Source organism: Pseudomonas sp. GW821-FHT01E05, from assembly GCF_059422425.1.
This window is the reverse complement of record NZ_JBWKWW010000005.1, coordinates 79,528-104,913: the sequence shown is the minus strand read 5'-3', so window position 1 is coordinate 104,913 and position 25,386 is coordinate 79,528. Positions and strand designations below refer to the sequence as shown.

16 protein-coding genes are annotated in these 25,386 nt (G+C 58.6%); 9 read left to right on the top strand and 7 right to left on the bottom strand.

Annotation, left to right across the window (positions count from 1 at the left end):
• Positions 1 to 1,060 precede the first annotated feature (1,060 nt).
• Both ppnN and AC07W5_RS12300 read right to left on the bottom strand, forming a co-directional pair.
• Positions 1,061 to 2,434, bottom strand: coding sequence for a nucleotide 5'-monophosphate nucleosidase PpnN (ppnN, locus tag AC07W5_RS12305; RefSeq protein ID WP_495013260.1), 1,374 nt, complete (start codon positions 2,432 to 2,434; stop codon positions 1,061 to 1,063).
• A 315-nt stretch (positions 2,435 to 2,749) separates the two neighbouring features.
• Positions 2,750 to 3,505: a DeoR/GlpR family DNA-binding transcription regulator gene (locus AC07W5_RS12300; protein ID WP_495023472.1), complete on the bottom strand. Its 756-nt coding sequence runs from the start codon at positions 3,503 to 3,505 to the stop codon at positions 2,750 to 2,752.
• An 85-nt stretch (positions 3,506 to 3,590) separates the two neighbouring features.
• Here AC07W5_RS12300 and AC07W5_RS12295 point away from each other — a divergent pair, with 85 nt between their 5' ends.
• Positions 3,591 to 4,550 carry an NUDIX domain-containing protein gene (locus tag AC07W5_RS12295; protein WP_495023471.1) on the top strand — a complete coding sequence of 320 codons (960 nt, stop codon included), beginning with the start codon at positions 3,591 to 3,593 and terminating at the stop codon, positions 4,548 to 4,550.
• A gap of 14 nt (positions 4,551 to 4,564) precedes the next feature.
• Here AC07W5_RS12295 and AC07W5_RS12290 read toward each other — a convergent pair whose 3' ends face one another.
• Entirely contained in the window at positions 4,565 to 6,514 is a 1,950-nt protein-coding gene (locus tag AC07W5_RS12290) for a DNA topoisomerase III (protein ID WP_495023631.1), read from the bottom strand.
• A gap of 586 nt (positions 6,515 to 7,100) precedes the next feature.
• Between AC07W5_RS12290 and AC07W5_RS12285 the strand changes: the two genes are divergently transcribed.
• The 5 genes from AC07W5_RS12285 to AC07W5_RS12265 all read left to right on the top strand — a co-directional run bounded on the left by AC07W5_RS12285 (position 7,101) and on the right by AC07W5_RS12265 (position 13,875).
• The gene (locus tag AC07W5_RS12285; protein ID WP_495023470.1) at positions 7,101 to 8,339 is read left to right on the top strand and encodes a TackOD1 domain-containing metal-binding protein; all 1,239 of its coding nucleotides are present in this window, start codon (positions 7,101 to 7,103) and stop codon (positions 8,337 to 8,339) included.
• Between the two features lie 7 nt (positions 8,340 to 8,346).
• Entirely contained in the window at positions 8,347 to 9,675 is a 1,329-nt protein-coding gene (locus AC07W5_RS12280) for a glycosyltransferase family 2 protein (protein ID WP_494995222.1), read from the top strand.
• Between the two features lies 1 nt (position 9,676).
• Positions 9,677 to 11,803, top strand: coding sequence for a TolC family protein (locus AC07W5_RS12275; RefSeq protein WP_495013256.1), 2,127 nt, complete (start codon positions 9,677 to 9,679; stop codon positions 11,801 to 11,803).
• A 7-nt stretch (positions 11,804 to 11,810) separates the two neighbouring features.
• Positions 11,811 to 12,857: an HlyD family secretion protein gene (locus AC07W5_RS12270; protein ID WP_495023469.1), complete on the top strand. Its 1,047-nt coding sequence runs from the start codon at positions 11,811 to 11,813 to the stop codon at positions 12,855 to 12,857.
• A 106-nt stretch (positions 12,858 to 12,963) separates the two neighbouring features.
• Entirely contained in the window at positions 12,964 to 13,875 is a 912-nt protein-coding gene (locus tag AC07W5_RS12265; protein ID WP_495023468.1) for a pyridoxal-phosphate dependent enzyme, read from the top strand.
• Between the two features lie 58 nt (positions 13,876 to 13,933).
• Here AC07W5_RS12265 and AC07W5_RS12260 read toward each other — a convergent pair whose 3' ends face one another.
• The 3 genes from AC07W5_RS12260 to AC07W5_RS12250 all read right to left on the bottom strand — a co-directional run bounded on the left by AC07W5_RS12260 (position 13,934) and on the right by AC07W5_RS12250 (position 18,377).
• Positions 13,934 to 14,263 (bottom strand): hypothetical protein, encoded by a 330-nt coding sequence (locus AC07W5_RS12260; protein WP_495023467.1) that lies wholly within the window; start codon positions 14,261 to 14,263, stop codon positions 13,934 to 13,936.
• A 627-nt stretch (positions 14,264 to 14,890) separates the two neighbouring features.
• Positions 14,891 to 16,513: an MFS transporter gene (locus AC07W5_RS12255; RefSeq protein ID WP_495023466.1), complete on the bottom strand. Its 1,623-nt coding sequence runs from the start codon at positions 16,511 to 16,513 to the stop codon at positions 14,891 to 14,893.
• Between the two features lie 211 nt (positions 16,514 to 16,724).
• The gene (locus tag AC07W5_RS12250) at positions 16,725 to 18,377 is read right to left on the bottom strand and encodes a GMC family oxidoreductase (RefSeq protein WP_495023465.1); all 1,653 of its coding nucleotides are present in this window, start codon (positions 18,375 to 18,377) and stop codon (positions 16,725 to 16,727) included.
• A 132-nt stretch (positions 18,378 to 18,509) separates the two neighbouring features.
• Between AC07W5_RS12250 and AC07W5_RS12245 the strand changes: the two genes are divergently transcribed.
• A complete protein-coding gene (locus AC07W5_RS12245) occupies positions 18,510 to 19,409 on the top strand; it encodes a LysR family transcriptional regulator (protein WP_495023464.1) in 900 nt (299 codons plus the stop codon).
• 447 nt (positions 19,410 to 19,856) lie between these two features.
• Here AC07W5_RS12245 and AC07W5_RS12240 read toward each other — a convergent pair whose 3' ends face one another.
• Positions 19,857 to 20,858 carry an AraC family transcriptional regulator gene (locus AC07W5_RS12240; protein ID WP_495023463.1) on the bottom strand — a complete coding sequence of 334 codons (1,002 nt, stop codon included), beginning with the start codon at positions 20,856 to 20,858 and terminating at the stop codon, positions 19,857 to 19,859.
• Between the two features lie 442 nt (positions 20,859 to 21,300).
• Between AC07W5_RS12240 and AC07W5_RS12235 the strand changes: the two genes are divergently transcribed.
• On the top strand, positions 21,301 to 22,212 hold the full coding sequence (locus AC07W5_RS12235) for a bile acid:sodium symporter family protein (protein WP_495023462.1): 912 nt from the start codon (positions 21,301 to 21,303) through the stop codon (positions 22,210 to 22,212).
• A 217-nt stretch (positions 22,213 to 22,429) separates the two neighbouring features.
• Positions 22,430 to 25,369 (top strand): FAD-binding and (Fe-S)-binding domain-containing protein, encoded by a 2,940-nt coding sequence (locus AC07W5_RS12230; RefSeq protein WP_495023461.1) that lies wholly within the window; start codon positions 22,430 to 22,432, stop codon positions 25,367 to 25,369.
• The last annotated feature ends 17 nt before the right edge of the window (positions 25,370 to 25,386 follow it).

The following is a 25,386-nucleotide window of genomic DNA, read 5'->3' as shown; positions in this document are numbered from 1 at the left end:
TTCCCACACTAGATCAGCGTACCCCCGAGCAAACAAACAGGCCGGCCGGTAGGCCGCCTCGGCGTGCCTTTGATCTGCCCGCCCCTTCGGGAGGCCGGAGCGAGGGAACACCGAGCCTAGGCGAGGTGCCGTACGCTTGGGGCGAAGCCTTTTGCTTACTTTTCGGCGTCTGGAAAAGTGAGGCGCTGTAAGAGCGAAACCGCCAGCAGCCGTTACCGCAGGAACGGATATGTACCCAGTCAAAATCAACAGTGAACGCACCGCCGCCATCGCGGGCAAGCCTCGCTCCTACAGGGTCGGTGCAAGACCGCTGTAAGAGCGAAACCGCCAGCAGCCGTTACCGCAGGAACGGATATGTACCCGGTAAAAATCAACAGTAAACGCACCGCCGCCATCGCGGGCAAGCCTCGCTCCTACAGGGCCGGTGCAAGAGCGCTGTAAGAGCGAAACCGCCAGCAGCCGTTACCGCAGGAACGGATATGTACCCGGTAAAAATCAACAGTGAACGCACCGCCGCCATCGCGGGCAAGCCTCGCTCCTACAGGGCCGGTGCAAGACCGCTGCAAGAGCGAAACCGCCAGCAGCCATTACCGCAGGAACGGATATGTACCCGGTCAAAATCAGTGGTGAATCTGCCGCCGCCATCGCGGGCAAGCCTCGCTCCTACAGGGCCGGTGCAAGACCGCTGTAAGAGCGAAACCGCCAGCAGCCGTTACCGCAGGAACGGATATGTACCCAGTCAAAATCAATGGTGAATCTGCCGCCGCCATCGCGGGCAAGCCTCGCTCCTACAGGGCCGGTGCAAGACCGCTGCAAGAGCGAAACCGCCAGCAGCCGTTACGGCAGGAACGGATATGTACCCGGTAAAAATCAACAGTGAACGCACCGCCGCCATCGCGGGCAAGCCTCGCTCCTACAGGGACCGTGCAACACCGCCAATTGGCCGTTACCGCAGAAACGGATAAGCCCCTGATTGCGGCATTGGCACAATGCGGCCATAGCAAAGCGACCTGTTCTCAACGCCTGGGGCAGCGCGATGGAACAGGTCACGACCTTGTTATCAGGTGACTACCCGATAGCAGGGGACATAGGCCGCGCCGCCTGGCAGCTTCATGCGGTGCTGCTCGACGAATGCTTTGAGCAAGTGGTGCAGAGGCTGCGTGACGGCCGCATCCCCATGGATCTCGTAGGGGCCATGCTTTTCGATCAGGCGGATGCCCTTGTCTTTCACGTTGCCGGCAACGATACCGGAAAAGGCACGCCGCAGATTAACCGCCAGCTCGTGAGGAGGCAGGTCGCAGTTGAGCTGCAGGCTGGCCATGTTGGCGTGGGTGGGATCGAACGGGCGCTGAAAGCCTTCCTCGATCTTTAGCAGCCAGTTGAAATGGAAGGCGTCATTGCGCTCTCGGCGGAACAGCTTGACCGCCTTGAGCCCTTCGGTCATTTGCCTTGCCACTTCAGCCGGATCGTCGATGATGACCTGGTAGTGGCGCTGTGCGGCTTCCCCCAGCGTAGCGCCGACGAAAGCGTGCAACTGCTGCAGGTAGGGCGCCGCACTCTTTGGTCCGGTCAGGATGACGGGGAACGGCAGATCCTGGTTGTCCGGGTGCATCAGGATGCCGAGCAGGTAGAGGAACTCCTCGGCCGTGCCGGCGCCACCGGGGAAAATGATGATGCCGTGGCCGACGCGTACAAAGGCCTCAAGGCGCTTCTCTATGTCCGGGAGGATCACCAGTTCGTTGACGATCGGGTTAGGCGCTTCGGCAGCGATGATTCCAGGTTCCGTCAGGCCCAGGTAACGGCCGCCGATCATCCGCTGCTTGGCGTGGGCGATAGTGGCACCCTTCATCGGCCCTTTCATCACGCCAGGCCCGCAACCGGTGCAGACATCCAGGCGGCGCAAGCCGAGTTCGTGCCCGACCTTCTTGGTGTACTTGTACTCCTCGGTGTTGATCGAATGGCCGCCCCAACACACCACTATTTTCGGTTCCACCCCGGGGCGCAGGGTGCGCGCGTTGCGCAGCAGGTGGAAGACGTAATCGGTGATCCCCTGGGAGCTGCTCAGGTCGATGTGTGGACTGTCCAGCTCGTTCTGGGTATAGACGATGTCGCGCAGGGCGCTGAACAGCATCTCACGGGTGCTGGCGATCATCTCGCCGTCGACGAAGGCGTCTGCTGGCGCATTGAGCAGTTCCAGGCGAACGCCACGATCCTGCTGGTGGATGCGAACCTCGAAGTCCTGGTAGGCCTCAAGAATGGTCTTGGCGTTGTCAATTTGGGCGCCAGTGTTGAGGATGGCCAAGGCGCACTGGCGGAACAGCGTGTAGAGGCTGCCTGAACCGGCTTCGCTGAGTTGCTGCACTTCACGTTGGGACAGCGTTTCCAGGCTGCCCTTGGGGCTTATCGATGCGTTAATTACTTGTCTTTGGCCCATTCTAGGTTCCCTGTGAGCGATACCAACGAGCCAGAGCGGCTCGGTTGCATCAAAATGGTGAGCACCGAACGCAGTCACGCGCAGCGGGTATTTTTTCAGGCGCCCGGGCGGGAAAGCAACACTGCGGTGAGATCCCCCCGGGGGCGAACGTTTCAACCAGGACGCAGGATGCGGCAGCTGAAGATCAATGAACAGTGCCCTCATCTTATTCCGGCGTTTTATGGATTGGCGCGACAGCGGTACACATGGGCCTCCTCGGCAAGTCGGGCATGCCAACCATTTTGTTCGTGAGGCGCTATTAATCGCCGGCGTCGTTCATGCAGTGTAGAGCGTGATGCCCAGTTTTTTGTATGGCGAGAGCACGGCGCGAGGGGTGGAGCCCAGCGCTACGATTGCGCTGATTTCTGCCAACTCGACAATTTTGTAGGGAGAAGCGGTTGCCAGTTTTTCCGAAGAGGCCAGGACTATCGTCTCGGCCGCAGCGTGGCACAGTGCTCGTTTTACGCCGGCTTCCTCGAAGTCACCGGTCGACAGACCTGCGCTCGGGTGCACGCTACACACACCCATGAAATACAGATCCGCGCGCACCCTGCTTATCGCCTCAAGGGTGGCCGTGCCCACACCAACCAGCGAATGCCTGAACAGACGCCCGCCCAGCATGATGACTTCAATGCCGGGATGGGCGGCCAGTTCTATGGCGATCGACGGGCTGTGTGTGATGACCGTCGCCTTCAAGGAGGGCGCAAGATGGCGCACCAGCTGTGTGGACGTGGTGCCGCCATCGATGAAGACCACCTGGCCTGTTTGCACCAACTGAGCGGCGGCGCGCCCGATCGCCATTTTTTCCATCGGTGCAATCTGCTCGCGCGCCGCAACATCGCCCATCGCCGGCGATGCCGGCAGAGCTCCGCCATGCACCCGGAGCAGGAGGCCGTCCCTGGCCATCTCGCGCAGGTCGCGCCGGATGGTGTCCTCGGAAACCGCCAACTCCTTGCAAAGAGCCTTGGCGACGAGCTGGCCATCGCGGCGCAGTAAGTCCATCAGATATTGCTTGCGTTTGCTGGTCAGCATGGAGGACTCTTTTGCACGAATTTTCTTGACTGTGCGCGATTTTGCACGAGAAGCTCAATAACACAAGCCTGAAAAAGGATATGCAATGGAATCCGGACCCGTACGCATCACCGCGCAGGAAACCCTGTCTGATAATTGGTATCTGTTAAAGAAATTCAGCTTTGACCTGCGTCGACGCGATGGTACATGGCAGGCGCAGACGCGCGAGGTCTACGACCGCGGCAACGGGGCGACCATCCTTCTCTACAATCGTGTGCGTCGCACGGTGTTGCTCACACGCCAGTTCCGCATGCCCGCGTTCGTCAACGGCCATAGCGGCTTTCTCATCGAGTCCGCAGCCGGCCTGCTGGACAATGCCAGTCCCGAGCAGCGTGTTCGTAAAGAAGCCGAGGAGGAAACCGGCTACCGCGTCGAGTCGGTCGAGAAGATTTATGAGGCGTTCATGAGCCCAGGCTCGGTCACCGAGTGCATCCATTTCTTTATCGGGGAATATGAGCCAGGTGATCGCATCAGCGAGGGAGGTGGCCTGATCGAAGAGGGTGAAGACATCGAGGTGATGGAACTCGGCTTCGAACAGGCCATCGCGATGGTCGGCAGCGGCGAGATTGTCGATGGCAAGACCATTATGCTGTTGCAGTATCTGGAGCTGCGGCTGATGACGCCGCGCAGCCTCATGATCCTAGTGGCCGGTCCTTACCGTTCGGGTACCGCAGACGACCCGGCGCTGCTCGCCCGGAACGTGGCAGCCATGGAAAGCTGCGCCTCTGCTTTGCTTGAGGTGGGCCATTTCCCCGTACTCGGTGAATGGGTCGCGCTACCTATGGTGCGCCTGTCAGGTTCGACAAAAGTCGGTGACGCGGTATACGACGCGCTGTTTCATGCACACGCGCAACGCCTTCTTGAGCGCTGCGACGCAGTTTTGCGAATCGGTGGCCCATCTGATGGCGCCGACGCAATGGTCTCCATTGGAGAGCGGCTTGGCCTGCAAATCTACCGTTCACTCGCTGAGGTTCCGGCTTTCGCACCCGCCATTTGCCAGGATTGATTTCAAACAAGCCCCTAAGGACCGCGGCCTGGTTTTGCGGCGCGCTTGACCGGGGTCGAGGCTTTGCGTTTGGTGGGCTTGCGCTTGTTTTTCCAGGGAACGCCGCCACGACCGGCCGGGCTCGCCGGTCCGCTGATGGTCAGGTGCAGGCCGACGCAACGGCCTACCTGTTTACTCATCCAGGCGGCCTGCTTGGCAACGAACTCTTCAAGGCTCATTTCGCCGCTCTGCACCATATCCAGCGCTTGTTCCCAAATGGCCGTGGTGCCGGGATCGGCGATGGCTCGGGGAACCGCATCGATCAGGCTAAAGGCCGCCGGGGTGGCAGCCAATGCCTTGCCGTGTTTGATCAGATAGCCGCGATCCAGTAATCCCTGGATGATTCCGGCGCGCGTTGCCTCGGTGCCGATTCCGGTGGTGTCCTTGAGTTTCTGCTTGAGCAGGGGATCCTCCACCAGTTTGGCGACGTTTTTCATCGCCTTGATCAGATCGCCCTCGGTAAAGGGTTTGGGCGGTTGGGTCCAGAGGTCTTTCAACGTCACGTTGGCAACTGCGCAATCGCGGCCTTCGACCAGCGCCGGCAGTGTTTGCGGGGCCGGCGCTTCGCGCCCTTTGGCGGGCGCGAGGGCTTCGGGAAGTGCACGCTTCCAGCCAGGTTCGACAATCAGCTTGCCCACGGCACGCAAGGCCTGCCCGGCGCAGTCGAAATCGGCCTGGGTCCTATCGTATTCGTGATTGGGCAGAAACTGCGCCAGATAACGCGCTCGAATCAAGGTGTAGACGGCGCGTTGTTTGCCCACCAGGCGGTCGAGGTCCTTGGCTGCGCCAGTCGGAATAATACCGTGGTGGGCACTGACCTTCGCGTCGTTCCAGGCGCGCGAGCGGCGCTGCGGTTCGATGTACTTGAACAGCTCGCCAAGCCCTGGATCGGCCCGCCCCAGGGCCGCCAGAATGGTCGGTGCTTCGCTGTGCTGACTAAGCGGCAGGTAACCGCAATCGCTGCGTGGGTAGGTGATGACTTTATGGGTTTCGTACAGCGCCTGAGCGATATCCAGGGTCTCTTGAGCACCCAGCCCCAGCTTCTTTGAACACACTTCCTGCAGCGTGCCCAGGTCGAAGGGCAGTGGCGCTGCTTCGCGCACGCGCTCGGTACGCAGCTTTATCACCCGGGCGCTGGTGGCATTGCGCATGGCTGTTGCAGCTTCCTGGGCCAGCGCCTGGTTCAAGCAACGATCGTGCTCGTCGCAAACGTCTTGCGCTGCGCGCCAATGGGCGGTGAAAGAGGTGTCGTCCTGTAACAGCTGCACCTCGATGGCCCAATACGGGACCGGTACGAAGTCGGCAATGCTGCGGTCGCGATCGACCACCAGCCGAAGCGTCGGCGTTTGTACGCGGCCCACAGGAAGGACACCCTGATAGCCGGACTGGCGACCAAGCAGGGTGAACAGCCGGCTCATGTTCATACCGATCAACCAGTCGGCACGCGAGCGTCCCAGCGCCGAATGGTAGAGGCTGAAGGTCTCGGCTCCGGGCTTGAGCACTGCCAATGCCTTGCGGATCGACGCGTCGTCCAGGGCCGACAGCCAAAGCCGTTGAATCGGTCCACGATAGCGACAGTGCTCGACCAACTCGCGGGCAATCATCTCGCCCTCACGGTCGGCATCGGTGGCGATGACCAACTCATGGGCCTCACCGAGCAAGCGTTTGACCGCTTTGAACTGGCTGGCAGTCTTGGGCTTTACCAGCATCTTCCACTTCTCGGGGACGATTGGCAGATCGGCCAGCACCCAGCGCTTGTAGCGGGGGTCGTAGGCATCCGGCGGTGCGGTTTCCAGCAGGTGGCCGATGCACCAGGTCACTGTGACATTCGGCCCCAGCCAGCAGCCGTCGCCACGGCGGTTGGCACCGAGCACCGCGGCGATATCTTTGGCCTGGGATGGCTTTTCACACAGGAACAACCGCATAACCACCATCATTTCGTACGGGTCTGGAAGGTGCACAGAATGCGCAGTACCGCGCATTTGGGCAACCTTTATCTGTATGGATATACAGATAAAGGTTGCCGTTGATTGCTTCGTCAGCGGTGAAAGGCGCATTTGTGGTCAAAAGGGGCAGGGGCGCCGGTAATGGCGGTGGATCGGGCGCCAATGAAGTGGGCAACGGGCCAAGTAGCGACCATACTCAAAAAAACTGTTAGGGATAGAGGTGTCAGCGGCAAGCATTACGGACGTATACGCAATGCTGACAAAGGTCGTATACGCGGTGTTCGTCAATTTGTTGTCCAGGACAGTGTCGATTAATAGCTTTAAAAAATCAGCCGGATTTTTGACGATCTGCTCTGTTCTGAAGTTCTGCTGGCCCCAGCTATCTGTCTGACTCTCAGAGAAATACGTCATGCCGACTTCAAATCCGCGGATTGCTGTGCTGGGCAACATTGTTGCGAACGTTGGCCACCCGGAACTGGATCGCTTTACCGATCTGAGCAGCCTGCTGGCTGTTCCCGCGTTTGATGTGTTGTTGCTTGACTTGCCAGGTACACCTGCCGGGCAAATGCTTCGCAAGCTGCGCACGGAACCTTCTTACCGGTTCAAGCTGATTTACTGTTGTCGCGATCTGGACGGTTGGTGTGAAGCGCTGGGCGATGGCGCACCTCCTGTTGAGCTCAAGGAGATAACGCCGCTCTGGCGATTGTGGAAAGCACGGTTCAGCCTTTTTAATCGTGGAGCCCCGCCTGACAGATTTGAGAGCAGGGTGCTTTCATGGTTGTGGCTACGATCCAGCGTAGAAGTGCATGCCCTGCGCGATCCAGAGGTCCCCCAGCATTACCGCTATCCATTGCTGGAGGTTTTGGCCGAGGATGAGCAGGTCAATACCTTTGTCTGGCTTAAATTGATGGCCCAGCAGGGCTGGTTGGAAGAGGGCGTACTGGTCGATCGAATCCGACTGTGTTCAGATTGCGGTTCGGGCCGTTTGAACTACGTTGATGTGTGCCCGGAATGCCAGGCCCTGGACATTTCACGCCAGCCTTCGCTGCACTGCTTTACCTGTGGTCATGTTGGCGCCCAGGAGAGTTTTCTTAAAGATGGAATGTTGCTTTGCCCCAACTGCCTGAACCGGTTGCGGCATATCGGCAGCGACTATGACCGACCACTGGAGAACTACCGCTGCCGGTCGTGTCAGGCATTTTTCGTCGACGCCGATGTTCAGGCTCGATGCCTGGACTGTGGCCTGGCGCATGCGACTGACAAGCTGCGGGTGCGCGAAATCAGAGACTTCCGACTGGCTGAATCAGGACGTTTGCGCTGCCGCCAGGGTTTTAACACCGAGCCGGGCGGGGTCGATCACTTCGGCCGACTCAACTTGCTGGGAGGCAAGGATTTTTTCGACCTGCTCACTTGGCAGATCCAGATCGTACGCCGCTATCAACTGCCGCCTTTTTCACTGATTGGTCTGCGCTTCGTCAACTTGACCGAGACCATGCTTCGCCTTGGCGAGCACCGCGGGCATGCCTTCGTCGACAGTCTGGTCGATCGCTTGCAGGAAACGGTCAGGGAAACGGACCGTTGTTCACGAAGCACAGAGGAGTTCCTTTGGCTCATGCTCCCGCATACAGGTCCCGAGGGGCTGCTCAGCGTTGTACGGCGTCTGGGGCAGGTCGCCGAACTGTTCTCGGCACCTGAGGTCAGTGACATCTCTCTTCGTGTCGTCAGCTTCACCGCGCCGCAGGATTTGCTTGACCAGGAGGACGGCGAATTGTTGCTGGCCCGTTTAGCCAGCGAACTGACTTGAGGCTGTCATGAGCCCATTGCTCGAACAACTCTATAACGTGCTCAACTCGCTGGCGAGCCAGGATGGCTTGAGTCGATTGTTTTACATGCTCTTTCCGTTATTCCTGCTTTTTGAGCTGCCGCTCAATGTCATGGTGTTGCTGGGCGTCTTGCGCTGGTTCGTGCGCAGGCGAACCAGCATCCCGCAAATCAGTCTTTATCGACCCAAAGTGTCTTGCATCATCACCTGCTACAGCGAAGGAATGGATGTGCAAAAGACGTTGCTAAGCCTGTGCGAACAGATCTACCCCGGACACATCGAGATGATTCCGGTGGTGGACGGCGCTACGCTGAATCAGACGACGCTGAATGCCGTTCGAGGCTTTCTGGTCGATCCGGGTTTGTATCCACGCCGACATCTGCGTCCGATTGCCAAATGGCAACGTGGTGGCCGAGTGTCGTCGTTGAATGCCGGTCTGGCGCATGCCAGCGGTGAGATCGTGATGGCCCTGGATGGTGACACGTCTTTTGACAACAACATGGTCAGCGCCATCGTGCGTCATTTTGTGGATCCGACGGTGCCGGCAGTGGCCGGTAGCTTGCGGGTCCGTAATGTCTGGAGTTCCGTGACCACTGCGATACAGGCGCTGGAGTACCTGCTATCGATCCATATGTCGAAGATCGGACTGGCCGAGTGGAATCTGGTGAATAACGTCTCCGGCGCCTTTGGCGCGTTCCGCCGTAGTTTTCTGGTGAAAATTGGTGGCTGGAATACCCACACGGCAGAAGACCTTGATTTGACTCTGCGCATAAAAAGTTACTTCGGGCGCCACAATTTACGGATTCCATTCGAACCGCAAGCCATCGGCCATACCGATGCTCCGGTGACCTTCAAGCAGTTTCTCATGCAGCGGTTGCGCTGGGACGGTGACCTGTTTTTCCTCTACGTACGCAAGCATAGCCACAGCATCAACCCGAGCCTGCTGGGCTGGTCGAATTTCTTGATGATCCTCGTCAGCGGATTCTTTTTTCAGTTGGTGCTGCCCTTCATCATTTTTGGCTACACCTTGCTGGCGTTATTCATCCTGCCAGGGTCGACCTTGTTGATACTGTTTTTGATGATCTATCTGCTTTATCTGATGATCACTGTGATGATGTTCGGGGCTATGTTGCTGATGGTTTCCGATCGACCACGACAGGACCTGCGCCTGGTTTTTCTGGTGCCGATTTTCCCGCTGTTCATGTTGATCATGCGTTGCTGGAGTGCTGTAGCCATGCTCAACGAGGTTTTCCGTCGTGGCCATGAGGAAAGCAGCATGGCGCCATGGTGGGTCCTGAAAAAGGCCACGAGGTTTTGACATGCGATCGGTGCTTCTGGCTCTAACTCTATCGCTGTCATCCACTACATTGCTGGCTCAGCCGCTGACACTTCAAGAGTTGTTCGACAAGCAATCCTCCGATCCTCTGTTTCGTGCAGGTCAGGCCGACCTTCGAGCCCTCGAGGCAGAAGCGAAGCTTCATGAAGACCGGGCTGGATGGCAAGTGTTCGCTGGCGCCGGTGCCGGGCGCTTCCGAGAGTTGGTCACCCAAGACATTCGCAATGATTATTACGGTCACAATTTTGATCTTGGTATACGTCATCCTCTGTTGGGCAGCCTCAAGCGCCAACTGGATCTTCTGCAAACCAATCAGTACGAGCGCCAACGACAGCAGTTGCGCCTGGCTTTACAGAGGGCAAGCCAGCGCCTGGCACTACGCAGTGCGTACGCTGATTGGTGGCGCGCGCAACAGGAAGTCTCTTTTTGCGGTGCGCTCCTGCCTGTTGCCCGCAAGGCCGATCAGGTGATTCGCCTGCGTTTGCAAAAAGGCTGGTTGCGCACTTCCGAAGCTCAGTTGCAGCTGGATGAGTGGAAGGGGCTTTCAACGCGTTGCGAGGCGCTCACCCAAATAGAAGCCGACGTCCGCGAAGATCTGGCCAGCATCAATATGAGTGAGTTACCCATAGGGGCTCAGGCGGTTGCCGAGCCTCTGGCGCAACAACCGCAACCACTGGTTCAATGGCAGACTCTGTTGAATCAGCATCCACGGGTGACAGAAAAGCAAAACCTGCGCGATCAGGCCGACAGAGAGCGCGATAATCCCTGGTATTCAGCCATTGACTCCGACGTCATCCTGACCGGCACCCGGGAATACCGCAGCGGTACAGATAAAGCGGGTAGCGGCCTGGTGGCCAGCCTCGTGTTCTCTGTGCCTTTCGACCTGGTCGGCAATACTCGTGCTCGACAGCAAGTCGCCGAAGCACACTACGAAGCGGCAGCCGACCGTGTAGCAGCCGAACAACGTTCTTTGGGGCTGGAGCTGAGCAGGGCATTGCGCGCGCAAAACACGGCGCAAGCGACGATCAAACAGCGTAGCCAACAATGGCGTCATGCGGCGTTGGCACGCGATGAGGAAAAGGCTCGAGGCAACCTTGGCGGGGACAGCAACCTGCTAGCCCAGCTGGCCACCGAGCGGGCTTATTTTCAATCGGGTTTTGACTTGATCGCGGCGTGGCATGCCGCCTGGTTGCGCCAGGCCGACTTGAATCTGTTCACTGAAGATGCTCCGCAATTTGCTGCACTGCTGGGTGGCGAGCGTCAGGAATGGTCACCTTTGATCAAGCCGCAAGCCTCTTCGATAATTTCCGCCTCAACTCCAGCGGCACCGCGCAGCAATGTACCGCTCGAGCCGGCAAAATGGCTCCAGGCCAGTTATGTCTGGAACAGCGAAGCCTTGTTGGACCCCAGGCGTCGTCCGGCGGAACTGCAAGCATTGCGAAAGGCCGGTATGGAGAAAATCTACCTCGGACTCAACGCCGTCCAGGTGAGCAACCTGTCCGCGACCCGCCAGGCGCTTGAGCAATTGCTTCAAGACGCCGCGCGCAGCGGTCTGCAAGTGAGCCTGTTGCTCGGCGACCCCGGCTGGATCGAACCGCAGCAGCGCGGGCAACTGACCGATTTGCTCATCAAACTTCAGGGGTTGTCGTTTTCCAGTCTTCATCTGGATCTTGAAGTTGAACAACTCGGTTGGCCGGTACCCGATCAACGTTTGCAAGACTGGCTCGACACGTTGCGGGCGGTGTCAGCAGTCAGCCGTTGGCCGGTGGAAATATCCAGCCACCATCGCTGGTTCGTTGCGGCCACGGCCGGACATCCTTGCGTGCCTTGTGCACTTCCGGCAATCGGCGTGCGTCAGGTCAGCCTGATGATTTACATCCGTAACCCGCAGCGCAGTGCGCAACTGGCCGGGCAGATCGCAAAGCGTTGGCCCGATCTGCAATTTCGCCTGGCCCAGAGCGCAGAGCCGCAGTTGCCTTCCACCGAAAGCTGGGCGGGAGTATCCGCTGAACAATTGCAACGCCAGGTCGCTGTGTGGCGCGAGCAATTGCAACCTCAGGGTATTGCCGGCATTGATTGGCAAGCCTGGCGAGACTTCCCAAAACGGTGAGCCGCTCATGAAGATTCGTTTCGACAGTCACAAAGAGCACAATCCCACACAGGAGCAGGGTCTGAATGTGCTCTACGCCCCGGGCAAACGCATGGCATTTCGCCTGCGCTGGTACCTGATCCTGTTCCTGGTCGCCAGCCCGTTACTCTGGCTGGTCGCAAAGTTGCTGTACGGCGTGCTGCTGATTGATGCGCCGGCACAGTTACGCCTGCCTATTCAGGAAGTGCGTGCACGAGATGCCGGTCGGGTCGAGCAACTCTTCGTCACGACTGGTGAGCAGGTGCGTGCTGGCCAACTATTGGTCACCCTCGATAACCCGGAATGGCACGCCCGTTTATTGCAACTTGCAGCGATGCCCGCTGAGATCCCGCGCCTCAGCGATTCCGATTTGGGCGTAAGAGAGCGTGAATTGCTCAGCGCCAGGGCAGGTCGTGCAGAACAACGAGTCCGGCAGTTGGAGGGGCTCGTGCAACAAGGTGCTGCCACCCGAGGGGAAGTGCTGGCCGCGCAAAGCGAACTTGATGGATTTCGATCGGATTTGCTGGCTTTCGAGCGTCGTGAGCAGATAGCTCGTCAGTCACCTCAAGGAGTCGATCGAGAGATCATCCAGCAAAACGCTGAGCAGCAATGGCTGAAGACGCGTTTGGCAGCGTTGTCAGTGACGGCGTCGCAGGGCGGTCGAATAGCCGAGGTGCTTGTTACGCCGGGCGAAAACGTCGGCCCGGGCACTCTGCTGATGCGTTTGGAGCAGCAGGAGGATCCGTTGTTGTGGATTTATCTGGAGCCTATGAACATCAACTACGCTGCCGTAGGTCAATCACTGCGAGTGCGCATGCCGGATGGCGAATGGCTGGCTGCTCACGTTGTGCAGGCTGTCGACAGCGCCGGTCGCACGCCAACAGTTCTGCGTGGACCGTTTGCCGCAAGCGAAATGGGATTGCAGGTCGTGGCCAGATTTGATCAACCACTACCGGCGCGCTGGAGAATCGATCAACTGCCGTTGAATGTTCGCTTCCCCACCGATTGGCTGCGAATACTGGGGATCAACAAATGAACCACCTCCAACAGGATGATTGCTCAACCATTCAGGCGTTCAGATCCTTGTCCTGGCGGCCGGCGCCTGAATTTCTGTTTATCCGGTTTTTATAAGGGGGGCTGTGATGCTTCATATAAGAACACCGTTGGTCTTGCATCCCGGGCTATCGACGCCAGAGCGGCGTATCTGGCTCAAGCTGGAGAACCTGCAGCCGAGCGGGTCGTTCAAGTTGCGCGGCATGGGCCTGCTCTGCACGTTCGCAGCCGGGCAGGGCAAGAAGACAGTCGTCTGTCCTTCCGGAGGCAATGCTGGATTGGCTACGGCGGTGGCGGCGACCGCGCTGGGTCTGAAGGCGCGCATCGTCGTGCCGCAAACCACCCCTGAAATCACCCGCGCACGCATTGCCAAAACGGGTGCAGAGGTGATTGTGCACGGCAAGGTGTGGGACGAAGCCAATCAGCGGGCGCTTGAACTCGCGCAAGATGCGGATACCGAGTACGTACCTGCTTTCGACCATCCGACGTTGTGGGAGGGGCACAGCACGATGGTGGATGAAATTCTGGAGGATTGCCCTCAGGTCGACACGATTGTGACCTCGGTCGGGGGCGGTGGCTTGCTGGCTGGTGTGCTCACGGGGCTGGAGCGTCATGCAAGGATGGACTGCCGGATCATCGCCTGTGAAACCCTTGGCGCCGCTTCGTTCGCGGCAGCCCTCAAGGCCGGACATCCCGTCAAGCTTCCCGAGATCAAGACCGTTGCCAGTTCACTGGGTGCTTCGCAAGTTGCGCTGTGGCCGGTCGAGCATATCCGGAACTTTCCGCACGAGAGTGTGGTGTTGTCGGATGCCGAGGCAATCATGGGCGTCGTTCGGTATGCCGATGATATGCGTCAGTTGGTGGAGCCCGCTTGCGGCGTTTCTCTTGCCGTCGCGTATCTGGATCATCCGGCGATTGCCGATGCCCATGATGTGGTGATCGTTGTCTGTGGTGGCGTCAGCATCAGTGCACAGATTGTTGCTGGATGGGAAAAGTCTTGAAGCATTGGTGTCGCTGGCAAGCCTGAGGTTCAAGTTACCAGCGACACCGCAGCCGAACTCAGCAGTATTTGTCTACCCGACAAATCCCGGACTGATTTTGCATCTGCTTCCATTCATGGCTCAGGGTTTGAAGGACGCGGCCCATGAAGTCTTTGTCAGCTGCCGCTTTCTTTCCGACATACCCTTGGCCTCGGCGATACATTCTGAGCCTGGCACGCATGCTGTGATGAGCCTGCTCGAATTCACTTTCGTGCGAGTGGGGCGCGAGGCAATCGATACGGACTTCGCCCGACTTGCATATCCACAATACGTGGCTGTCGTGGCTGTCCTTGTGCGATGCGAACAGTCGAGCCAGTTCATCAATAGTTGGTTGATTGTTCAAATTCATGTGCAAGCCCCTTGACCACTGTTTAGTTGGTTAGCTGAAACATGTAGCCGAATCAGCCAATCGTTTCCTGAAGCACAATCGGGACGACACGGGCGTCCGTCAGGTGCAGAACGGGCCCTGAGTTTGATGTATGTAGCATTGATGAAAAGCGACTACGCAGCTGGGGCTCAACGAGGAGAAACAGTGCAAACCAGGATGCCGATGCTGACAATAAAGCGCTCAGCCACAAGCATCATGAGGACGTTTCGCCAGCGCTTCTCGTCCTTGTACCGGACGGTCCAGCCAGTTCGCTTCATCAATCTGCCTTGTGGGCAGTACACATCAGGGGAACAGCTCGGCGGTCTGTCGAGCGTATTCAGAATACTCAAGCCAACTCTCCCGATCGGGGAGACGAGATGGATAATGCAAGCAGGCAATGGAGCCGTCAATAGATTTGTAGTGAATATTTTTTAACACTACATAAATCTCGCCTGTGAGCAGATCCGCCCGCCAAGCCGCCCAATAGAGGGATCCGGGAGCTGGATCAATCCGGACTTTGTCCGGGCCAAGAGCCGGCACCTCGCGCCACGGGGGCCAACAGGATCCGCCCACCACCAGCAACATGGCGAGCGGGCGGACCTTCAACCCTCAGTTCTTATCGATGTTCACGTTTTTGGTCTCGCGCAGACAAATCATGCCCACGATCAGACTCACGCCAGTGATCACTACGGGGTACCACAGCCCGTAGAAGATATCGCCGGTGTACACCACCAACGCAAAGGACACGGTTGGCAGGAAACCACCGAACCAGCCGTTGCCGATGTGGTAGGGCAGGGACATGGAGGTGTAGCGGATGCGCGTCGGGAACAGCTCGACCATCAGCGCCGCCAGCGGGCCGTAGCACATGGCAGAGATCAGGATCAGCGCGACGATCAATGCGACGATCATCGGTTTGTTGATGTGCTGGGTGTCCGCCTGTTGCGGGTAGCCAGCCAACGTCACTGCGCCACGCAGCGCTGCTTCGTTGTAACCGTCGATGCGCACCTCACCGATGCTCACTTGCACTTCGCTGCCGGCAGGCGCTGCTGCGCTGCTATACGGCAAGCCCTGTTTGACCAGGAAGGTCTTGACCTTGTCGCACGGGCTGTCGAAACGCGCCTTGCCCACCGGGTCGAACTGGAAGGTGCAGGTGGCCGGGTCGGCCAGCACGGTGATCGGTGCCTGTTGGCTGGCCTGGTCGATTGCCGGATTGGCATAGTGGGCCAGGGTTTTGAAGATTGGAAAGTACAGCAGCGTCGCCAGCAACAGGCCGAGCATCAGGATCGGTTTACGTCCGACCTTGTCCGACAGCCAGCCAAAGAAGATGAAGAACGGTGCTCCAATCACCACGCTGACGATCAGCAGACCGTTGGCCAGGGCCGGGTCCATTTTCAGGAACTGAGTGAGGAAGAACAACACATAAAACTGCGCGGCATAGAAGGTCACCGCTTGCCCTGCGTTGATGCTGAACAGCGCGATCAGCACCACTTTGAGATTTTCCCATTTGCCGAAGGACTCGCGGATCGGCGCCTTGCAGACCTTGCCTTCCTCCTTCATTTTCACGAAGGCCGGAGACTCGTGCAGGCTCAGGCGAATCCAGGTGGAAATCCCCAGCAGCACGATTGACAGCAGGAACGGCAGACGCCAGCCCCAGACTTCAAATTGATCGCCGGTGAAGTAACGGCAACCGAGTACCACCAGCAGCGACAGCAGCAAACCGAGGGTGGCGGTGGATTGAATCCAGCTGGTATGGAAACCGCGTTTACCGAGCGGAGCGTGCTCCGCGACATAGGTAGCGGCGCCACCGTATTCACCGCCCAAGGCCAGGCCCTGAAGCATGCGCAGCATCACCAGGATGATTGGTGCGGCGATGCCGATGCTCGAATAGGTCGGCAGCAGGCCGACGCAAAAGGTCGCCAGGCCCATAAGGATGATGGTTGCGAGGAAGGTGTATTTGCGTCCGATCATGTCGCCCAGACGGCCGAACACCAGCGCGCCGAACGGCCGCACGATAAATCCGGCGGCGAACGCCATCAAGGCAAAGATAAACGCGGTGGTGTCGTTGACCCCGGCGAAAAACTGCTTGCTGATCACCGCCGCAAGGGCGCCATAGAGGAAAAAGTCATACCACTCGAACACCGTCCCCAGGGACGAGGCGAAGATGACTTTCTGGGTGTCTTTGCTGGTGCTCGCGCTAAGCGTCGCGTCCAGGGTCTGAGCATGTTCTGACATATCGTTTTCCCTCACAGTGATTGTTTTTGTTGTTCCACTGTCGCCGCCATGTTTGGCGCGATGTCGGTGCAGCGCGGTCCTTGCAGGAGCCGCCGGTCGACGCTCGATTGGTCCGGGCGGCGCTCTGACGATGGTCTCAAGGGCGACGCGTTTACTCAGAAAACACGCGTTATCGTTAACGTCCATCGCGAGCAAGCTCGGCTCCTACAGGTTACAAGTGCGGTTCGGTGACCAGTTCTGTTTCCGGGGTGAGGCTCCTTGAGTTGGGGGCGAGTATCAGCTGGGCGGCTTTCTCGGCGATCATCAGGGTCGGTGAACAGGTATTGCCCGAGGTGATACGCGGCATGATCGAGGCGTCGGCGATGCGCAGCCCGGGAATGCCGTGGACCCGCAACTGTGCGTCGACCACGGCGTCTGAGTCGTTGCCCATGCGGCAGGTGCCGACCGGATGGAAAATCGTCGTGCCGATCCGCGCCGCCGCTTCGTACAGTTGCTCGTCAGTCTGCAAGGCGTCGCCGGGCAGGTATTCGGTGGGGTTGAATGGTTGCAAGGCCGGCGCCGCGACGATGCGTCGGGTCAGGCGAATGGCGTCGGCGGCCACTCGCAGGTCTTCAGGATGGCTCAGGTAGTTGGGTTCAATGAGCGGCGCCTGCTGCGGATCGGCGGAGCGGATTTCTACTCGGCCACGGCTCTGCGGACGCAGGTCACAGACTGATGCGGTGAACGCCGGGAACGTATGTAACGGCTCGCCGAAACGCTCCAGCGACAGCGGCTGCACATGGTATTGAAGGTTGGCCGACGTCTGTTCCGGCCCCGAACGGGCGAAAGCACCGAGTTGGCTCGGGGCCATGGACAGCGGGCCGCTGCGGTCATACAGGTAACGCAGGCCCATACCCATCTTGCCCCACACGCTGCCGGCGATCTGGTTCAGGGTACGGGCGTTTTGCAGCTTGTAGATCAACCGCAGCTGTAAGTGATCCTGCAGGTTGCCGCCCACGCCAGCCAGTTCATGGGCGACGCCAATACCCAAGCGTTGCAACACGCTGCCCGGGCCAATCCCGGAACGTTGCAGGATGCTCGGCGAGCCGACGGAGCCGGCGCAGAGGACGATTTCCCGCCGTGCTTTCCAGGTTTTCTGCTGCCCCTGCCAGTGGGCGCTGACAGCCGAAGCGCGGGCGTTTTTCAGGAGCACGCGGTCTACTTCGACATCCGTCAGCACGGTCAGGTTAGGTCGGTTGCGGATCGGTTTGAGAAAGGCCTTGGCGGCGTTCCAGCGTACCCCGGCCTTCTGGTTGACCTGGAAGTAACCGCAGCCTTCGTTGTCGCCACGGTTGAAGTCATCGATGCTGGCAATGCCACGTTGTTCGGCGGCCTCGCGGAAGGCATCGAGGATCGGCCACGACAGCCGCTGACGCTCGACCCGCCATTGCCCGGCAGCACTGTGGAATTCCGAGTCGCCGGCAAAATGGTTTTCGCTCTGTTTGAACAGTGGCAGTACATCTTTCCAGGCCCAGCCCGGATTGCCGTCGGCGGCCCAACCGTCGTAGTCACTGGCCTGGCCGCGCATGTAGATCATGCCGTTGATCGACGAAGAGCCGCCCAGTACCTTGCCGCGTGGGTAACTCAGGCTGCGACCTTGCAGGCCAGGTTGCGCTTGTGTCTTGTAGCACCAGTCGGTGCGCGGGTTGCCGATGCAGAACAGATAACCCACGGGGATATGAATCCATGGGTAGTTGTCGCGGCCGCCGGCTTCGAGCAGCAGCACACGGTGTTCCGGGTTGGCGGAAAGTCGATTGGCCAGTAAACAGCCGGCCGGCCCGGCGCCCACTACCACGTAGTCGTATTCATCAACGTCAGGCTGCATCCATGACCTCTGCTGTTGTTGTTCTTTGCCAGTCATCCTAGTTGTTAGCTTTCGTTGAAAGAATGTTAGTTTTTGCTCAGTAGCTGTGCGTTTTCAGACAGCTGCATTCTCTGGCACATTCAAGGAAGACTCATGTTCGATTGGAATGACCTGCGGTTTTTTCTCGAGTTACAGCGTAGCGGCCGTTTGCTGACGGCGGCGCGGCGGCTGAAAACCACCCACGCCACCGTGGCCCGGCATATCGAGGCCATCGAGAAAAGCCTCGGCACCGCGCTGTTCGTCCAGCACGCCCAGGGCTACCAACTGACGCCGGCCGGTGAAGCGTTGCTCAAGCATGCTGAAGCCATGGAAAACGTCGCCTTGCTGGCCCAGGAAGAAATCACCCAGTCCAGTGCGCCGCTGGGCAAGATCCGCGTGGGAGTAACCGAAGGCCTGGGCATCATGTTCCTTGCCAGCCGCATGAATGGTTTGTTCGAACGCTATCCGGGATTGGAAGTGGAACTGGTGGCCGTGCCACGCTTCGTCAGCATCCTCAACCGCGAAGCGGAGATCAGCATCCACCTGGAGCGTCCGGCCGCCGACATGCTGGTCACCCGCAAACTGACCGACTACCGCCTGGCACTGTATGCCAGTCGCGCCTACCTGGACCGTTCGCCGCCGCTGCGTAGCCGCGAAGACCTGGCGCAGCACGCCTGGATCGGCTACGTCGATGATCTGTTGTTCAGCCAGGAACTGATGTTCCTCAACAGCTTCTGCCGCAGCCCGCAGGTGGTCTTCCACAGCACCAGCGTGATCGCCCAGCAACAGGCTGCACGCGCCGGCCTGGGGATTGCCGTGTTGCCGTGCTACATGGCCAGCAACGACCCGGAGCTGGTGCCGCTGCTGCCGGCCGAAAGTATCCAGCGCAGCTACTGGATCAGCACCCGGCGCGAATTGCACAAATCGGTGCGGCTACGGGTGTTGTGGGATTACGTGGTGCAGTTGTGCGATCGGGAGCAGGGGTTGTTGCTGGGACCTATCTCTCAACCGTAGGAGCAAGGCTTGCCCGCGATATAGGCCTGACAGCCAACCAATCTGTTGCAGGTGTATCTGTTGCAACGCTCGGCCTGTTGAGTGGTGGGGCGGTGTATGCCGCTCTACCTTTCTGCCGTTTTTGTAGGAGCCGAGCTTGCTCGCGAAGGCGGCCTGACAGCCGGCCTGTCTCTCACAGATGTACACCAATCCATTGTGGGAGCAGCCGGTCGACGCTCGATTGCTCGCGATGGCGGCCTGACAGCCGGCCTGGCTCTCGCAGGTGTACATATCCGTTGCTGCGGTAACGGCCACTTAGGGTTTTGCCCTTACGGCGCCTCACTTTTCCAGACGCCGAAAAGTAAGCAAAAGGCTTCGCCCCAAGCGTCCGGCACCTCGCTCCGGCATTCCATCAGGGGGAGTCGCTGTCCGCTGCTCAGGCGCTTAACGAGCGTATCGCTCAACTCTCTACAGACCTGCCCGGTACTCATTAGGTGTGGTATTGAACCAGCGGCGGAAGGCGCGGAAGAAATTGCTTGGAGCGGCGAAGCCCAGCAGATAGGAAATTTCCTGCAGGGTTAGATTGGGCTGGACCAGGTACTGGCTGGCCAGCTCTCGGCGAGTACCATCGAGCAGTTGATGAAAACCGGTTCCCTCCGCTAGCAGGCGGCGCTGCAAGGTACGCTCAGACATTAATATTGTCTGGGCCACCACTTCACGTTTGGGCTCACCTTGGGGTAGCAAACGACAGAGCAACTGACGCACCTGGTGGGTGATCTGACCGTCCGAAAAGCGCGCCAGATACTCGCCAGCGAAGCGTTCGTGCAATTGCGCCAAGGCCTCGTTAGCAGAATGCAGCGGGGCATCCAGATCGGTGCGGTCGAACAACAATGCATAGTGCTCGGCATTGAACTTCAGTGGTGCTTGAAACACCTCGCAATATGGCTTCAGATTAGCCGGCGCAGGTCCGCTAAAGCTGACAAGGCGAGGAGTCAATGGGCGACACGCTAGCCAGCGGCAAAAGGCCAGAATATAGGCCAGCGACCCCTCCGCGCTTTCCCTGGCAGAAGGCAAGCGATCGCCATGAATTGCCAGAGTCAACTCATAGCCGTCCGACGTAGGGTGAAAGCTGAGATCTGCACTCTCGCCAATGATGCGCTGATAGCGGACCAGACTAGAAATGCCCTCATGCAAGTTGCGGCTGGACATCAATGCATAGCCGACCACATGGAAGGAGGATGGTCGCACCACCTGGGCCATGTTCAGGGCAATGACCGGATTTCCAGAAGTTTCTACCGCCAGATGCCATAGGCCCGTCATGCAATCCTGTGGGAAGCGTGCTTCGGAGTCGCTCAGAGCGGAATAATCCATCCCAAGACGTTCGAACAGACTGCGGCAGTCGACACCGCCGATTTCCAGGGATCGGACAATGGCGCTAGCCCAACTGGAGGAAGTAGTACGCTGACTCATCTGCAGGCTCCTACTCGATTCAGGCGCAGCAGTTTTACACCAGCACCAACACTCGAGACAACAGCTTGTGACGCGGGGGCAACAGCGCCTGAAGGGGTTGACCTGTCTCGCCCCCCGGCGGTCGTTCAGCACCGCGCGCTAGCGCCACAAGGGTACATAGGCGGGACCTTTGCGGTATCCAGGAACGCCGAAGTACCGGCCCTCCAATGATATTGATGCTTCATAAGGTCTTTATTTGGCCGGCAAGGCAATCGGTCTGGCTGGCAAGGAGAATTTCGTCCGTCTCCGCCCATCACTAGACTCCTTGGCAGCCCAATCAACGCAAAGGTTACAACCAGTAACGTACCGGCCAAGGTACAAGCTTCGGTTTGTCCGGCCAGCCCACCAGGCCCTTTGCATCCCGGTTAACCGCCGGGCTTGCCTTGCTGCGAGTACAACAATAATGATGGCATCGCCCTTGCTGACTACATTCCTCCCCATTGCCCTAGGCTTCATCATGCTTGGACTGGGGTTGTCGCTCACCCCGGCGGATTTTGTCCGAGTCGTGAAGTTTCCCAAGCCTGTCCTGATCGGTTTGGTCTGCCAGTTAATCCTGCTTCCGTTTTTCTGCTTCCTCATTGCTGAGTGTTTTGCTCTGGCACCGGTACTGGCCGTGGGCCTGATGCTTCTGGCTGCCTCCCCAGGCGGTACCTCTGCCAACCTCTACAGCCACTTGGCGCACGGTGATGTGGCACTGAATGTCACCCTGACGGCAGTGAACTCGGTGGTCGCGATTCTGACCATGCCATTGCTCGTCAATTGGTCACTGATGTATTTCATGGCAGATGGTCAGGCCATTCCATTGCAATTTACAAAAGTCGTGCAGGTATTCGCCGTCGTCTTGGTGCCGGTAGCGGTGGGCATGCTGGTACGCAAACTGGCGGTACGCTTTGCCGTACTCATGGAGCGCCCGATGAAGATCATTTCCGCGCTGTTCCTTGTAGTCACCGTAGTGCTCGCCTTAGTCAAAGATTGGCAGACGGTATTGGACTACGCCCCTGTAGTAGGTATGGCCGCATTGCTGTTCAATTTGCTCAGCCTCGGCATCGGCTACTGGGTGCCACGCCTGTTCCAGTTGCCGCAGCGCCAGGCAGTGGCCATAGGCATGGAAATTGGTATTCACAATGGCGCTCTGGCTATCGCCCTGGCGCTCAGCCCTACGTTGCTGAACAACCCGACCATGGCCATTCCGGCAGCCATTTACAGCGTCCTAATGTTCTTCACCGCTGCAACCTTCGGCTGGTGGGTCAATGTGACCCATGCCAAGGAACTGGCAATCAAGGTAGGCGTCCCGGCCTCGGTGTCTCAACGGTAGAACGTTTGCCGATCAACACTCATTGGTATGTGTTTTGTGTGCTCAGAAGGTGGCCTATACCCTTCGTCGAAGGAGGTAGGCCCTCGTAACATGACGTAACAATTATGGCTAGGCTAAAACTTGCTACAAATTCGAGTTGAATAGCTGCGGGTTTGACGGAGAGGCCATCTGACCTCCCCATCATTTAGTTCCCACATCATCATTCATGAGCTCAAAAATGAAAAAGCTTCTTTCCGTAGACCCTGCGAAAATTGGCAGGCCGCCGGGTTCGGGCTCGCCGGATGCTGTTCCGGACGAGCTGTGTGATGGAACGCCCGCGCCGTTGAGGCAAGCTCTGGAGCAGCTACTTGGACCCGACCGCGTACTGCATCGACTGGTTGATCTGGTCCGCTATGCCTCAGATGCCAGCCCATATCGGCTAGTGCCGCAAGTCGTGGTCGTCGCGCACGATGAGGACGATGTAGCGAAAGTCCTTCGATTCTGTTCAGAAACAGGTCGACACGCCACTTTTCGCGCTGCGGGAACCAGTCTGAACGGGCAAGCATTGTCAGATGAAATCCTCATCGACGTGCGGAAGTTTTTCGGCGGCATCAAGGGCATCGGAGAGGGGGGGCTCAGCGTAAAGGCTGGTGTCGGAACCATCCTATCGCATGCAAACGCGCATCTTGCACCGTACGGTCGCAAGATTGGGCCGGACCCGGCAAGTTCCGCAGCGTGTACGCTTGGTGGCGTGGTTTCAAACAATTCAGGCGGCATGCGCTGCACCATTGCTCAAAATGCCTATCAAACCGTTAGCGCGCTAACGTTCGTGCTGGTATCCGGAACGAAAATCGACACGTCGGACCCAGATGCGGAGCAACGCTTCCTGGCAAGCGAGCCCGAGCTGGCGAATGGGCTGATGGCGCTACAAGCGGAGATCCTTGCGGACGACGAACTTGTCGGACGAATTCGTCGGAAATACTCCATCAGAAATACCCATGGCTACCGCCTTGACGCATTCCTGGATGGTCGCTCTCCCCTGGAGATATTCCGTCGCCTCCTGGTGGGCTCGGAAGGGACGCTTGGATTCATCTCGGATGTGACATTTAGTACTGTTGAGCTTCCGGCGGTCACCAGCGTCGCATGGATTGCCGTTCCTTCCATTAATGACGCAATTGCGCTCGTGCCGGAACTGGTTGCGCTCGGGGCCAGCGCAGTCGAATTGATGATCGCACCGGCCTTACGGGCTGCGGCTGCAGCGTTCCCCGGCACGCCTGAATACTGGAAATCGCTCGACTTGGAGGCAGCTGCCCTGCTGATCGAGATCGGGGCCAGCGACGAGGACAGCCTGACCGAAAAGCAAGCTCTCGTCATGCACCTGACTGACCAAGTCACGCTGCTGGGAGATTTAACCTTTACCAGTCACGCGGAGGCAATCGAGCTCGCTTGGCATGTAAGGGAGGGGCTGCTGGGCCTGATTGGCAAGCAGCGACCACTGGGTTCCTTGCTTATCACCGAAGACGTGTGTTTCCCCCCGCTACTACTGGCTAGCGCAGCCCATGACCTGCAAGACCTATTGCGCAAACACGGGTTTATGCCTGGAGTTGCAGGGCACGCGGCCCATGGCAATCTTCACTTCACCCTGATCGCGCGATTTGATGAGGAAGAGGGCAGAGCTACCTATGCAAAGTTTATGGAGGAACTTGTCGACCTCGTGGTGCGCAAATACGACGGTTCCCTGAAAGCAGAGCATGGAACCGGGTTAAATATGGCACCGTTTATCACCCACGAATGGGGGGAGCGGGCGACAAACATCATGTGGCGAGTCAAGAGCCTAGCTGACCCGCATGGCACTCTCGCACCCAACGTCATCCTCTCCCGGGACCAGGATATTCATCTGAAATCCTTCAAGTCGCTCCCGCCGATAGAAGGCGTTTCCAATGCCAATCAGTGCATCGAATGCGGTTTTTGCGAGCCAGTGTGCCCGAGCCGAAACGTTTCCATGACACCGCGACAGCGTATCGTTGTGCGCCGGGAAATGGCCCGACAGAGGGAGGATTCTCCGATCTTGCGACGGCTCCAGGAACAATATCAATACGACGCCATTCAAACCTGCGCCGGTGACGGGTCTTGTTCGGTGCCTTGTCCCATTGGAATCAACACGGGCGAATTGATGCGCGAGTTTCGCCGGCGTTCACAGAGCGAGACCTCCGAGAACGTGGCCCTGTCCGTTGCCAAAAAATGGAGCGCTGTCGAGCGCGTTAGCACCGTCGCACTCACTGGTGTGAAAATTCTGGGCAATACTTTTGGTTGGTGGCCAGTGAAAGCGATTGCAGACACGGCGCGAATATTTGTTAGCGCCGATATCCTCCCTACCGTGCCGGGACCGATGCCGAAGCCGGCCGCAAGCCGTATGCCAGAGACCGTCCGCGAAGGCGCTGATGCGGTCTACTTCACCGCGTGCGTCAATCGAATGTTTGGCCGTGACCCCGACACCGCTCGCGACGCGATATCGATTCAGGAGGCCCTCGTTCGGGTCTCGCATCGTGGCGGGAAAAAGCTGTGGATTCCGCCGGACATCGGTGGACTCTGCTGTGCGACGCCGTTCAGTTCAAAGGGTTTCGTTGCTGCGCATGACTTCATGGCCAATGCGATTGCGCAGGCACTTTTGCGGTGGACCGATGAAGCTCGCTTGCCAGTTGTGGTCGACGCGGCATCTTGTACTCACGGCCTGGTGAGCGGGATAGCTGAGCATCTTACCCCTGAACTGCGCGAGCGCTATTCGCGCCTGAGCATTATCGATTCAGTAACCTGGTGTGCCAGCCTCCTACCCAACCTCAAGGTAAGCACGCCATTGAAGTGCATTATCTTGCATCCTACCTGCGCGATGTTGCACCTCAATCTGTCGGGCCAACTCAAGCAGGTGGCTCAGCACATGGCGCAGGAAGTCGTCGTCCCGATTGGCGCGACTTGCTGTGGCACCGCGGGCGACCGAGGCCTCTTGCATCCAGAGTTGGTAGCGTCAGCTACGCGAGAAGAGCATGCCTATGTGGATGCGACGACAGCAGACGCCTACGTGTCGGCAAACCGTACATGCGAAATGGGGCTGCGGCATGTTACGGGTAAACCCTATGAGTCTTTCGTCTTTAGTCTGGAGCAATGCACCCGAGATATCTGAGTGCGCCGCTCCCTCGT